The following is a 12225-nucleotide window of genomic DNA, read 5'->3' on the forward strand; positions in this document are numbered from 1 at the left end:
CGAGATGGTCGAGCTGCGCCCCTCCGGCGGCGGTCGCCAGCGTCTCGTGTTCCACGCGCCGACGCGCGGCCTCATCGGCTACCAGTCGGAGCTTCTGACCGACACGCGCGGCACGGCGATCATGAACCGCCTGTTCCACTCGTATCAGGCCTATAAGGGTCCGCTCGCGGGCCGCAACACGGGCGTTCTCATCTCCAACGATTCCGGCGAGAGCGTCGCCTTCGCGATGTTCCACCTGGAGGATCGCGGCCCGATGGTGATCGACTCCGGCGTCAAGGTCTACGAGGGGATGATCATCGGCATCCACACCCGCGAGAACGACCTCGAGGTCAACGTCCTCAAGGGCAAGAAGCTCACCAACATGCGCGCCTCCGGCAAGGACGAGGCGATCAAGCTGACGCCGCCGATCCGCATGACGCTCGACCGCGCGCTCTCCTGGATCCAGGACGACGAGCTGGTCGAAGTGACGCCGAAGACGATCCGCCTTCGCAAGCGCTACCTCGACCCGAACGAGCGCAAGCGCCACTCGAAGTCCACCAAGGCGGCCTGAGCGTTCGAAACGGCAGGATGATCGAAAACGGCGGGGCGAAGGCTCCGCCGTTTGTCGTTGCGGGATCGGTGTGGCGTCGTGCGTCTCGGCGAAGCCGGTCGAGGCTGCGCCACACCGGCGGATCGAACGGCCGGGTCAGGCTTGCCGGAGGTCCTCGATGTCGACGCGAAGCACTTTCGCCAGGCTCGCCAGCGTTTCGGGCTTGGCCTTTCGCTTGCCGGTTTCGATCTGGCTGACGAACGGCTGCGAAAGACCGGCGGCTTCCGCAAGGACGGCGATCGTCAGGCCGCGATGCTCGCGCCAGACGCGGACCTTGTTCTCGCCGCCGAGAATGCGGTCGACGACCGCGGCGGGTACGAGCTCTTCTTCGCCTGCGGCGAAGCGCCGGCGAAATTCATGGACCGCTGCGGCGTCGGCGGCATCTTCCGCGGCGTCGAGCAGGGCTTCGAAGTCGGCTTCCGCCAGGATGACGAGACGCTCGCCGGCCGGTGTCGTGATGATCTGCCTGTTCATGCCGGCCTCACTCATAGGCGCCGCCCCGCGGCGCGATCTTGATGACGGCGATCACGTTGCCGGCCTCGTCGAAGAGAATGCGCCAGTCGCCGACCCGCAGGCGGAATCCGGCTTCGGCGTTCTGGAGCGCCTTCACGTTGTTCGCCAAGCTTTCGGGATCAGCGGCGTACTGCTCGATCTTCGCGCGGATTCTCGCCGCGACATTGGCAGGCATCCGGTCGAGGACCCTCAGCGCTGCGCGAGAATAGGCGATGTCCCTCATGCCAGCCACGGTGCCTGTCCTCGATTGCCGCTGAGAGTATTGCAGTTTGCAATAGTTCTGCAATCCTCATTGCTCGTCGATGGCCGCGCTCCGGCGATGCCGGACTTGAGGTGCGCCGTGAAACCTCAGTCGCCGAGGTCGAGAGGTTTCAGTTCGGTCCAGAGGTCGCCGGGGCCGGGATTGTCGGGATGGGTCGCGCCGCCGAAATGGGTCATGACGCCCCAGACGGCGTTGAGGGCGGTCTGGACGGCGCCTTCCACCCAGCCCGGCGTCCAGGACACGTCGTCTCCGGCGAGAAAGACGCCCTTCTCGGACGGGGGGAGATCGGCCTGAATGAAGTGCCGGTACATGCGGTGATTGTAGCGGTAATGGCCGGGCAGGGCGCCCTTGAAGGCGCCGAGGAAGTTCGGGTCGGCCTCCCAGGAGACGGTGATGGGATCGCCGATGATATGGGCCGAGATATCGACGTTCGGGTAGATCTGGCGCAGCGCCGAGAGCGCGAGATCGACGCGCCGGTCGACGGGAAGCGGCAGCATCTTCAGCGCGTCGGACATCCAGGTATAGGTGAGGCAGATGACGCCGGGCTTGGGATTTCCCGCCGCGTCCAGCCCGTTGTCGAAGAGATAGGTGCCGCGCGTCAGCCGGTCCGTCAGCGTCATGGAGAGGATGTCGCGCCCGGTCTCGGGGTCCTTGTCCTTCCAGAAGGGGCGATCCACCGCGACGAAGGTCTTGGAGGACTGCATGTAGCGCGTGCGGTCCAGCGCCATCCAGAGCTTGTGGGAGAAGAGCCGCTCGTCCGTGCGGATGGAGGTCGTGAGGAGCCAGCTCTGGCAGGTGGCGACCACGGCATCGACGGCGCTGCGCCGGCCCCAGCGGTCGACGAGCCCGATGCGCCCGTCCTCCAGGCGGTTCATCGCGACGACGCCCGGACGCGGCGCCCCGCCGTGGAGACCGGCGAGCGTCGTGCCGGCGGGCCAATGCGCCATCGTGTCCGGCGCGCGGCGCCAGAGGCCCTGCGGCACGGATTCCGCGCCGCCGACGACGAAATGCTGGTCGGTGTCGAACTCCAGCGCGTTGACGCGCAGGATTTCCAGCATGGAGTTCGGAAAGTCCGAATCCCAGCCGCCCGTGCCGAAGCCGACCTGCCCGAAGACCTCGCGGTGGCGGAAGGAGAGGTCGCGGAAGGCGCGCGAGGTCGTGACGAAATCGTAGAAGGTGCGCTCGTCCCAGAGCGGTACGAGGCGATCCCAGAGCGCCTTGACGGCCTTCGCGTCGCGCGAGGCGATGGTGCGGCGCATGTCGGCGAAGCCGAAGGCCTCCTCCAGCGCCTCGTCATAGGCGGTGGCGACCTCGCGGAAGAGGGGCGGCAGATCGGCCAGCGTCTCGGCGTAATGCGTCTCGCCTTCGAGATCGACGACCGTGGAGCCCGCCGCCGGCGTCAGCGGGTTCGGAAAGGGCCGCGTGGCGAGGCCGAGACCGTCGACATAGTGGAAGAAGGCGGCGGAGGAGCGGGGAAAGCGCATGGCGCCGAGCTCGGCGACGATCCCGTCCATCCCCTCGAAGGGCTGCGAGCGCAGGCGCCCGCCGAGATGGCCGGCCTCGTGGACGACGGGCTTCAGCCCGAGCCGCATCAGCTCGTAAGCCGCGACGAGGCCGGCGATGCCCGCGCCGATCACCGCGACCTCCGTGCCGTGCGCCGCCTCGGGAACCGCGCCGAGACCGGCGGGATGGGCGAGCCAGTCGTCGAAGGGGAAGGGGAAGTCCGGGCCGAAGCTGGAATGGGGGCGGGCGGATGCGGTCATCTCGAAATCACCTCGGCCGGTCGGATGGTCTGGAGGGGTAGCGGTGCGGCCGGGCGAAGTCCATCGGCGGCGAGGCGGCGCGACGAAGGTCTTGCGGGCGCACGGTCCGGGACCATCTGAAGGGCACGAAACCGAAGAGAGGCCGGGCACGGCCGACATAGAGAGGATCGATCGCGATGGGACTTTTCTCCGGCCTTCTCGGCCTTGCCAGCGATGTCGACGTCGGGGCGGTGCGGCGGGATCTCGAGCCCATTCTCCTGCCGGAAGAGGAGGTCGATCTCGCCTTCGCCGTGATCCGCGATCTCTTCGTCTTCACCAGCCATCGCCTGATCCTGGTGGACAAGCAGGGCATGACCGGGCGCAAGCGCGAGATCGTCTCGCTGCCCTATCGCTCGATCACCATGTTCTCGGTCGAGAATGCCGGGACGTTCGACACGGATTCGGAGCTGAAGATCTGGATCTCCTCCCAAGGGGTGCCGCTGGTGAAGACGCTGTCGCGCGGCACGAACATCACCGGCATCCAGCAGGCGCTGGCCAAGGGCGTGCTCGGGCGCAAATAACGGGTGACAAACCATTGGGGTCGGCGGCTTCGCGTTGACCCGAGTCGGGGATTTGATTCATTTCAAGCGCGTTCACCAAAGCGTGACGCCATGTGGCGGGAATCTCGTCCTCCGCATGGATCGTTGGCGGCCTAACATGGTTAACGCAAAATGAAGACGACTCTCGCCGAAATCCGATTCGCGGAACCCGCCGACGCCGCCGCCCTCGCAGCCGTGCACGAGGCGGCCTGGCGGGGCGCCTATGCCGGCATCATTCCGCACCGGTCGCTGGCGGCCATGATCGGCCGGCGGCATGTCGGCTGGTGGAACCGGGCGATCGACCGGCAGGCGGCGATCCTGGTTCTGGAGTTCAACGGCGAGATCGCCGGCTATGCCACGCTCGGCCGCAACCGCACGGGTGCGCTCGACGTCGAGGGCGAGATCTACGAGCTTTATCTGAAGCCCGAATATCAGGGCGTCGGCTTCGGTCGCCGGCTCTTCCGGGCGGCCACCGCGCTCCTGAAGGATCGCGGCCTCCGGGGCGTCGCCGTCTGGGCGCTCGCCGACAACGACAATGCGATGGGCTTCTACGCCGCGCTCGGCGGCGCCGACATCGCGGAAGGCGCGGAGCGCTTCGAGACCGAGACTCTGCGCAAGGTCGCCTTCGTCTGGCGCTGAGCCTTCGTCGGACCGTCGTCTCGTCTACGGGTTTCGCGATGCTCTATAGCGGCTTCCAGCGCCAGACCGTCGATCGCTTGACCTCCGCATCCTCGAGAGCTCGCGTCACCGGCACCTCGTAGGTGGCGAGCGCCTCCAGTCGCTCGCGCGGCAGATAGGCTCTGCCGGGATCGCCGACGAGGATCGACACGCCGTCCTTCGAAAGGGCGTCGAACCAGGGAATGATGGCGGCCGCCATCTCGCGGTCGAAGAAGACGTCTCCCGCCAGAAGCACGTCGGCCTCGACAGGGCTCCCGATGCGATCCTCGATGGTCGTAGCAACGGCGACTCCGTTCAGCTCGGCGTTCAGCGCGGTCGCATTGGCGGCGAACGGGTCGATGTCCCAGCCTTCGACGGAGCCTGCGCCCGACCTTGCGGCTGCGATGGCGACGAGGCCGGAGCCGGCCGCGAAATCCACGACGCGGCGGGACCGGACGGCGCCCGGGTGATCCAGCACGTAGCGCGCCAGCACCTGTCCGCCCGCCCAGGCAAAGGCCCAGAAGGGCGGCGGCAGGCCGATCGCCTCCAGTTCCTCTTCCGTCCGATGCCAGAGATCGTGGGCCTCGTCGGCGAGGCGAAGACGGATCTCGGGAACGTGCGGCGGGGTGGAAATCGCGGTGTTGGCGAGGATGAAGGCGCGGGCGCGGGAGGGGGAGAGTGGGGTCATCGCCGAATGCTTCCGGCGGGTCCGATCGCGGCCCGCATCGAAGGCAAGCTCCGAAGGCCGAGCGTGTCGCGCCCCCCTCTGCCTGCCGGCATCTCCCCCTCAAGGGGGGAGATCAGGCTTGTCTCTGCCGTTTTAGCTGCCGATCTCCCCCCTTGAGGGGGAGATGGCCGGCAGGCAAGAGGGGGACGACGTAGGGTGCTAACACCCGTCAGCAGACTCCTCGCGACCGCCCCGCCGATCAGGCCGTCTTCAGCCGCTTGCTCTGGCCCTGAAGCGCGTCGATCTGCTTGGAGGCCTCGGCCTTGGAGAGCTTGGGGTCGAACTCGGTGCCCGTCTCCTCGCAGAGCGTCTGGAGATAGGAGCCCTGCGCGCCCGTCATCGGCTCGTCGCCCGTCGTCCACGTATCGGGGTCCTTCTCGGCGTTCGACGGGGCGTCGACCTTCGGGTTGACGTCGTCCTTGTCGGCCTTGTCTTCGGTTGCGGCGGCGGCGGTCTTGGTCATCGGAACATCCCTCGAATCCGTTCGAATGTTCCTCTAATGTTCAGGGCATCGCGACCGTTCCCGCCTGCGACATTCCGGCCGCCGGCGGAGCCCCGTCCGGCCGTGCCGAATCCCGACGAACGCTAGCCGAGCGCCTCGTCGGGATCGAGGCCGCCCATCTCGCAGATCGTGCGGAACTCCTCCTCCCGCACGGGCTGGACGGAGAGGCGCGAGTTGGTGGCAAGCACCATGTCGGACAGGCGCGGGTTCGCCTTGACGGCGTCGAGCGGCACCGCGCGGGGCAGCGGCATGACGGCGCGAAGGTCGATGCACTCCCAGAGGCCGGGCTTCTCCGCCGTCTCGTCGGGATGCGCCTCGGCCGCCACTTCCACGATCCCGACGACGGCCTTGCCCTCGTTGGAATGGTAGAAGAAGCCGCGCTCGCCGGGCTTCATGGCGCGCATGAAGTTGCGCGCCTGATAGTTGCGCACGCCCGTCCAGGCCGTGCCGTCGCGCCCGGCGGCGACCTGCTCGTCCCAGGACCAGGTCGAGGGTTCCGATTTGAAGAGCCAGAGGGCCATGGGCGGCGTCAGGCGGCTTCGGGGTTGTTGATGGTCCAGCGCCAGGCGCGCACGCTCGTCTGCGCGAAGAGGCCGGCCTTGGCATAGGGGTCCTCGGCCGCGATCGCCTTGGCGGCGTCGAGGCTCTCGGCCTCCACGACCAGCATGGAGCCGCAGGGCTTCTCCTCGCCGTCGAGGAAGGGACCGGCGAACTTCAGGACCGTGCCGAGCCCGGTCAGGAAGGCGACATGTTCGGGGCGGGTGGAAAGGCGAAGATCGAGGGAGCCGGGCTTGTCGTCGCAGAGAATGGCGAAGAGCATCGGAGAACGCCTTTGGGCTGGAGAGGTTGACCGCGCCGGGGCGTAGCTCCGCCGGCGCCGGCTTTCAATCGAATTCGCGCTTCAGGGGGCGGGCGAGGAGATCGCGCACGGCCTCCTCGACGCGCAGGCGGCCGGCGAGGATCTCGGCGACGGCGAAGATGATCGGCGCCTCGATGCCGCGCTCCTCGGCGAGCTGCGCCGCCATCGCGGCGGAGTGGACGCCTTCGGCGAGCTTCAGGCCCGTCAGATCGTCGCCCCGGCCGAGCGCCAGCCCATAGGCGAAGTTGCGCGACTGCGTGCCCGAACAGGTGAGAACGAGGTCGCCGAGGCCGGACAGGCCCATCAGCGTCTCCGGCCGCGCGCCCAGCGCTTCGCCCAGACGTCGCAGCTCCACGAAGCCGCGCGTGACGATGGCCGCGCCCGCCGAAGCGCCGAGCCCACGCCCCGCGACCGCGCCGGCGGCGAGCGCCAGCACGTTCTTCAGGGCGCCGCCCGCCTCGACGCCGACGACGTCGCCGGAGGCATAGGGGCGGAAGCTCTCGGTGGAGAGGCGGCGGGAGAGGTCGGCGGCCAAGGTCTCGCTGGCGGCCGCGAGCGTCACCGCCGTCGGCAGGCCGCGCGCGACATCCTCGGCAAAGCTCGGGCCGGAGAGGACGGCCAAGGGCTGGCCGGGCAGGCTCTCCGCCACGACGCCGGTCGCGAACCGCCCCGTGCCGCGTTCGATGCCCTTGGCGCAGAGAACGACGGGCACGCTGGGCGACAGGTGAGCCGCGACGGCGGGGCCGATCTCGGCGAGACTCTGCGCCGGGATCACCAGGAGCACGAGGCTCGCGCCCGCCAGCGCCTCGCCGAGATCGCTCGTGGCGGCAAGGCTCGGGGCGAGCGGCACGCCCGGCAGATAGCGCGGGTTGAAGCCGGTGGCGCGGATCGCCTCGACGGTCTCGTCATCGCGCGCATAGAGGCAGGTGGTGCGGCTGGCGCGCGCCTGCAGCGTCGCGAGCGCCGTGCCCCAGGCGCCGCCGCCGAGAACCGCGATCCGGTCCCGTCCCGTCCCGTCCGGTGCGCCGTTCATGCCTTGGCACCCCGGCGGCCGAAGCCGACCAGCGGCTCGGCGAGGCCGTCCAGCGGCCAGCGCGGGCGCACGGGCGCGGCGAGCGTATCCAGAAGCCCCGCCTCGAAGCGCTCGAGCCCGGCATAGGCGATCATGGCGGCATTGTCCGTGCAGAGCTTCAGCGGCGGGGCGACGAGGCGCATGCCGGCCTTGGCGCAGGCGGCATCGAGCTCGGCCCGGATGCGCCGGTTCGCCGCGACGCCGCCGGCCACCGCCAGGACGGGTTCGGAAAGGTCCGCGAACTCGGCGCGGAAGCGGCGGAGCGCGCGCGTCACGCGGTCTGCGAGCGATTCGGCGGCGGCGGCCTGGAAGCTCGCGCAGAGATCGGCGAGGTCCGTCTCGGAGAGGGGCGCCGCGGCCTCCGCGGCGAGGCGGACGGCGGTCTTCAGGCCGGAGAAGGAGAAGTCGAGCCGCGCCTCGCCCTTCATCGGGCGGGGCAGGGGAAAGCGCCTGGGATCGCCCGTCTCGGCCTGCCGCTCCACGGCGGGGCCGCCGGGCTGGCCGAGGCCGAGGAGCTTGGCCGTCTTGTCGAAGGCCTCGCCCAGCGCGTCGTCGATCGTCGTGCCCCAGCGCTCGTAAGCCCCGAGTCCGCGCACGAGGAGGATCTGTGTGTGCCCGCCGGAGACGAGGAGCATGAGATAGGGATAGGCCACGGCGTCGGTGAGGCGCGGCGTCAGCGCATGGCCTTCCAGATGGTTGACCGCGAGAAAGGGCAGGCCGCGCGCCGCCGCGATCGCCTTGCCCGTCATCGCGCCGACGATCAGCCCGCCGACGAGGCCGGGCCCGACCGTCGCCGCCACCGCCGACAGCGCGCCGAGCCCGGTGCCGGCATCGCCGAGCGCCGCCCGCACGATCCCGTCGAGCGCTTCGACATGGGCGCGCGCGGCGATCTCCGGCACGACGCCGCCGAAGGCCGCGTGCTCCTCGACCTGGCTCAGAACGACATTGGACAGGATCACAGGCCGCCCGTCCGGCCCCCGCCCGACCACGCTCGCCGCCGTCTCGTCGCAGCTCGTCTCGATGCCGAGAATGAGCGGGGAGAGCGCGTGCGCGCCGGGATCGGGCAGGGAGACGGAAGGGCGCGAGGGATCGGGCATGAGGCGGTGGTCCGGAAGGAGCGGGCCGCCCTCAGATAGCGGTGCGGGCGGGCGGGCGCCACCTCTTGCGCGCACGGCCCCCCGCATCCGGCCGGCGGCTCCAATGCGAGAGCGCTGCCGGTCAGCGGTCCGCGCCGTCTTGAATCGGCGGGCGATCGTTCCTTCATGCGGGTGACGATCCGCAGGACGACGAGGAAGCGACATGGCGAAGCAGAACAGGCGCATTCTCCTGGCCTCCCGGCCCGAAGGCGCTCCGAAGCCCGAGAACTTCAAGATCGAGACGGGCGCGATCCCCGAGCCGGCCGAGGGGGAGGTTCTGCTGGAGACCCTCTATCTCTCGCTCGATCCCTACATGCGCGGCCGGATGAGCGACGCCAAATCCTATGCGGCGCCCGTCGAGGTCGGCGCGGTGATGGAGGGCGGAACGGTCTCGCGCGTCGCGCGCACGCGCCATCCGGGCTTTGCCGAAGGCGATATCGTCCTCTCCCATTCGGGCTGGCAGAGCCATGCGCTTTCCGACGGGCGGGGCCTGCGCAAGCTCGATCCGGCGGGGCAGGCGCCCGTCTCGACCGCGCTCGGCGTTCTCGGCATGCCGGGCTTCACCGCCTATGCCGGCCTCCTTTCGATCGGGCGCCCGAAGGCGGGCGAGACGGTGGTCGTCGCGGCCGCCAGCGGCGCGGTCGGGTCGGTCGTCGGGCAGATCGCCAAGATCAAGGGCGCGCGGGCCGTCGGCATTGCCGGCGGGGCGGAGAAATGCGCCTTCGTGCGCGACGAGCTCGGCTTCGACGCCGTGGTCGATCACCGTGCGCCGGACTTCCAGGAGAAGCTCGCCGAGGCCTGCCCGAAGGGCATCGACGTCTATTTCGAGAATGTCGGCGGCGCGGTCTGGGACGCGGTCTTCCCGCTCCTCAACAGCTTCGCCCGCGTTCCCGTCTGCGGGCTGATCGCCCAGTACAACGACGTGCCGGGCTCCCGCTCCGGGCCGGACAGGCTGCCCGCGACGATGCGCCAGGTGCTCAGCCGCAGCCTGACGCTGCGCGGCTTCATCCAGACCGAGTTCATCGACCAGCGCGAGGAATTTCTGCGCGATGTCGGCGGCTGGATCGGCGACGGTCGGCTAAAGTATCGCGAGGATGTCGTGGACGGACTGGAGAACGCGCCCGAAGCTTTCATCGGCCTTCTGGAAGGGCGCAATTTCGGCAAGCTCGTCGTCCGCGTCGCGCCGGAGGCGTGATATCGGCGGCCGGAGATGCCGAGGCATCCGGCCGTCGAAGACATTCGCAGGCGCAATGCCGGGAGGCCTTTCGACGCCTCCCGGTCTCGACAGGAGCGTCGGTCCGTTCGAGCCGGCCGCGTTCGCCGATGTCAGAAGTTCGCGACGTTGCCGGGCTTGGCCTTGCCGGTGCCGTCCACCTTGCCGTCCTTCAGCCACTGGATCTCGTTCGCCGGCGTGACGGCGGCGGACCAGCAGTCGGCGGGCTTGGCGGGATCGTAGGCGAAGCAGAGCGTGTCGCCGACGACACTCCACTTGCCGGTATAGCCGGAGCCGCGGATCGTGCCGTCCGGGAGATAGAACTCTTGATAGGGGCCGGTCGCTGCCATCGCGCCCTCCACCGTGTTGCCGGAGATCAGCGCGGCGATCTCGGGGCCGGAGAGCTTGCGCGCCTCCTCGGCATGGGCGCCCGTCAGGCCGAAGGCGAGGAGGAGGACGGCGGCGAGGACGGGCTTGCGCATGGGATCGATCCTTTCGGGTCCGCCGGCCGCTCGCGGAGGCGCAAACGGCTCAGTGAGTTGCCGCAAAACTGGCGTAGTTTAGAAGAAGTGCAAGGGAGCGCTTGACGCGGGCGTGGAAGCGTCTGATCTCCCCTGCCATGAGCCCTTCGATCTCCCGCCCCCTCATCCGCATCGGAACGCGCGGCAGCGCGCTGGCGCTCGCCCAGGCCAGCGAGGTGCGCGCGCGGCTGATGGCGGCGCACGATCTCGGCGAGGCCGCCTTCGAGATCGCCGTCATCTCGACCTCGGGCGACCGCATTCTCGACCGCCCCCTGTCGGAGGTCGGCGGCAAGGGGCTCTTCACCAAGGAGATCGACGAGGCGCTTCTCGACGGGCGGATCGACCTGGCCGTCCATTCCTCCAAGGACATGGCGAGCGTTCTGCCGGAGGGCCTGCGCCTTGCGGCCTTCCTGGAGCGCGAGGACGTGCGCGACGCCTTCATCGGGCGCACCGCCGGAACGATCGCGGATCTGCCTGAAGGCTCCGTCGTCGGCTCCGCCTCGCTGCGGCGCCAGGCGCTTCTGAAGCGGATGCGGCCGGACCTCGAACTCGTCATCCTGCGCGGCAACGTGCAGACGCGGCTCGCCAAGCTCGCCAATGGCGACGTGGACGCGACGCTTCTGGCGCTGGCGGGGCTGAAGCGGCTCGGCCTCGAAGGCGAGGCGACCGAGATCCTCTCCGAGGCCGCCTTTCCTCCCGCGCCCGGCCAGGGCGCGATCTGCATCCAGAGCCGCGTCGGCGACGAGGCGACGCTGGCGCTCGTCTCCCGCATCGACCATGCGCCGACGCACCGGGCGCTTCTGGCCGAGCGCGCCTTTCTCGCCGAACTCGACGGCTCCTGCCGCACGCCGATTGCCGCCCATGCGACGATCGCGGAGGGGCGCATCGCCCTGTCCGGCACGATCCTCTCGCCGGACGGCTCCAAGGTCCATGCGGGTGAGCGGGCCGGCCCGGTCGGCGACGGCGAGGCGCTCGGGCGCGATCTCGCCCGATCCCTTCTCGAGGAAGCCGGTCCCGCCTTCTTCGAAGGCTGGGCGCGCTGACGGGCGGGGCGATGGCGCGCGTCCTCGTTCTCCGGCAGGCGCCCGAAGCGGCGGAGACGGCCGAGGCCCTTCGCGCGCGCGGCCACGAGCCCGTGCTCCTTCGGCTGGCCGAGACCGTGGCGCTCGACGCGCCCGCGCCGCAGGGCGAGGTCGCGGGCTTCGTGGTGACGAGCCTCCAGGCCGTGCCGGCGCTCGCATCGGCTTTTCCCGGCGATCCCCGCCCCGTCCTTGCCGTCGGCGAGCGCACGGCGCAGGCGCTGTCCGCCGCCGGCTTTCCGAGCGTCGAGGCGGGGCCGGGCACGTCGGAAGGGCTGGTCGAGCGGGCGGGCGTCATCGCGGCGGCGGCGAAGAAGCCGCTTCTCTACGCGACGGGCCGCGTGCGGCTGCCGGACTTCGAGGCGGGAGCGCTTGCGGCGGGCGTGGCGCTCACCGTCTGGGAGGTCTACGATCTCGTGCCGCGCGAGCCGAAGGCGGCGGAAATCGACACGGTCTTTCAGGACGGAGGGCCAAACGAGGCGCTGATTCTTTCGGTCGGGCAGGCCGAGGGCTTTGCCGGGTTCTGGAAGCGATTCGGCGCAAGTGCGCCAGGGATGCCGCGACTTCTCTGCCTGTCCGCGCGGATTTCCCGGGCTCTCGGCCCGGAACTCGCGCCATTTGCCTGGATTTCACCACAGCCGAAGCTTTCATCGCTTTTCGATCGCTTTCTTCCACCTAGTTTGGATTATGGCGGCAGGAAGTGACGACACGCGGCCAAGGCCGCGCGACATTCTCTCGCCCAGGAAACGGAGCC

At 69.7% G+C, this 12225-nt stretch carries 15 protein-coding genes and 1 pseudogene; 6 read left to right on the plus strand and 10 right to left on the minus strand.

Annotated elements, in window-relative coordinates:
* Window positions 1–550: pseudogene (locus ASG62_RS12820) on the plus strand (translational GTPase TypA); the annotation flags it as partial.
* A gap of 135 nt (window positions 551–685) precedes the next feature.
* On the opposite strand, the gene ASG62_RS12825 reads toward ASG62_RS12820, so the two are convergent.
* From ASG62_RS12825 to ASG62_RS12835, 3 genes are all read right to left on the minus strand, one after another.
* Window positions 686–1063, minus strand: a complete 378-nt coding sequence (locus ASG62_RS12825; protein WP_056695086.1) for a helix-turn-helix domain-containing protein — start codon at window positions 1061–1063, stop codon at window positions 686–688.
* A 7-nt stretch (window positions 1064–1070) separates the two neighbouring features.
* Window positions 1071–1325 (minus strand): type II toxin-antitoxin system RelE family toxin, encoded by a 255-nt coding sequence (locus tag ASG62_RS12830; RefSeq protein WP_056695087.1) that lies wholly within the window; start codon window positions 1323–1325, stop codon window positions 1071–1073.
* Window positions 1326–1450: 125 nt separating this feature from the next.
* A complete protein-coding gene (locus tag ASG62_RS12835) occupies window positions 1451–3127 on the minus strand; it encodes a flavin monoamine oxidase family protein (protein WP_056695089.1) in 1677 nt (558 codons plus the stop codon).
* A gap of 176 nt (window positions 3128–3303) precedes the next feature.
* Between ASG62_RS12835 and ASG62_RS12840 the strand changes: the two genes are divergently transcribed.
* On the plus strand, window positions 3304–3687 hold the full coding sequence (locus ASG62_RS12840) for a PH domain-containing protein (RefSeq protein ID WP_056695090.1): 384 nt from the start codon (window positions 3304–3306) through the stop codon (window positions 3685–3687).
* 150 nt (window positions 3688–3837) lie between these two features.
* Window positions 3838–4344, plus strand: a complete 507-nt coding sequence (locus ASG62_RS12845) for a GNAT family N-acetyltransferase (RefSeq protein WP_056695091.1) — start codon at window positions 3838–3840, stop codon at window positions 4342–4344.
* Between the two features lie 43 nt (window positions 4345–4387).
* Here the strand turns inward: ASG62_RS12845 and ASG62_RS12850 are convergent, their stop codons facing one another.
* The 6 genes from ASG62_RS12850 to tsaD all read right to left on the minus strand — a co-directional run bounded on the left by ASG62_RS12850 (window position 4388) and on the right by tsaD (window position 8619).
* Window positions 4388–5050: a class I SAM-dependent methyltransferase gene (locus tag ASG62_RS12850; RefSeq protein ID WP_056695092.1), complete on the minus strand. Its 663-nt coding sequence runs from the start codon at window positions 5048–5050 to the stop codon at window positions 4388–4390.
* 238 nt (window positions 5051–5288) lie between these two features.
* A complete protein-coding gene (locus tag ASG62_RS12855) occupies window positions 5289–5552 on the minus strand; it encodes a DUF3072 domain-containing protein (RefSeq protein WP_056695097.1) in 264 nt (87 codons plus the stop codon).
* 122 nt (window positions 5553–5674) lie between these two features.
* Window positions 5675–6112: an EVE domain-containing protein gene (locus tag ASG62_RS12860; RefSeq protein ID WP_056695099.1), complete on the minus strand. Its 438-nt coding sequence runs from the start codon at window positions 6110–6112 to the stop codon at window positions 5675–5677.
* A gap of 8 nt (window positions 6113–6120) precedes the next feature.
* Complete coding sequence (locus tag ASG62_RS12865) at window positions 6121–6411, minus strand: YciI-like protein (protein ID WP_056695102.1); 291 nt, start codon at window positions 6409–6411, stop codon at window positions 6121–6123.
* 64 nt (window positions 6412–6475) lie between these two features.
* On the minus strand, window positions 6476–7483 hold the full coding sequence (locus ASG62_RS12870; RefSeq protein ID WP_056695104.1) for an NAD(P)H-dependent glycerol-3-phosphate dehydrogenase: 1008 nt from the start codon (window positions 7481–7483) through the stop codon (window positions 6476–6478).
* Window positions 7480–8619 carry a tRNA (adenosine(37)-N6)-threonylcarbamoyltransferase complex transferase subunit TsaD gene (gene tsaD, locus ASG62_RS12875; protein ID WP_082537246.1) on the minus strand — a complete coding sequence of 380 codons (1140 nt, stop codon included), beginning with the start codon at window positions 8617–8619 and terminating at the stop codon, window positions 7480–7482. Before tsaD ends, ASG62_RS12870 begins: the two co-directional genes overlap by 4 nt.
* A 202-nt stretch (window positions 8620–8821) precedes the next feature.
* On the opposite strand from tsaD, the gene ASG62_RS12880 reads away from it, so the two are divergent.
* Window positions 8822–9853, plus strand: coding sequence for an NADP-dependent oxidoreductase (locus ASG62_RS12880; protein WP_056695106.1), 1032 nt, complete (start codon window positions 8822–8824; stop codon window positions 9851–9853).
* A 131-nt stretch (window positions 9854–9984) separates the two neighbouring features.
* Here the strand turns inward: ASG62_RS12880 and ASG62_RS12885 are convergent, their stop codons facing one another.
* Window positions 9985–10353 carry a hypothetical protein gene (locus tag ASG62_RS12885; RefSeq protein WP_056695108.1) on the minus strand — a complete coding sequence of 123 codons (369 nt, stop codon included), beginning with the start codon at window positions 10351–10353 and terminating at the stop codon, window positions 9985–9987.
* Between the two features lie 137 nt (window positions 10354–10490).
* On the opposite strand from ASG62_RS12885, the gene hemC reads away from it, so the two are divergent.
* Together hemC and ASG62_RS12895 are read left to right on the plus strand one after the other, a co-directional pair.
* Window positions 10491–11435, plus strand: coding sequence for a hydroxymethylbilane synthase (hemC, locus tag ASG62_RS12890; RefSeq protein WP_056695111.1), 945 nt, complete (start codon window positions 10491–10493; stop codon window positions 11433–11435).
* Between the two features lie 11 nt (window positions 11436–11446).
* Window positions 11447–12175 (plus strand): uroporphyrinogen-III synthase, encoded by a 729-nt coding sequence (locus ASG62_RS12895; protein ID WP_056695113.1) that lies wholly within the window; start codon window positions 11447–11449, stop codon window positions 12173–12175.
* The last annotated feature ends 50 nt before the right edge of the window (window positions 12176–12225 follow it).

This window comes from Aureimonas sp. Leaf427, from assembly GCF_001425485.1.
GTDB lineage: Bacteria > Pseudomonadota > Alphaproteobacteria > Rhizobiales > Rhizobiaceae > Plantimonas.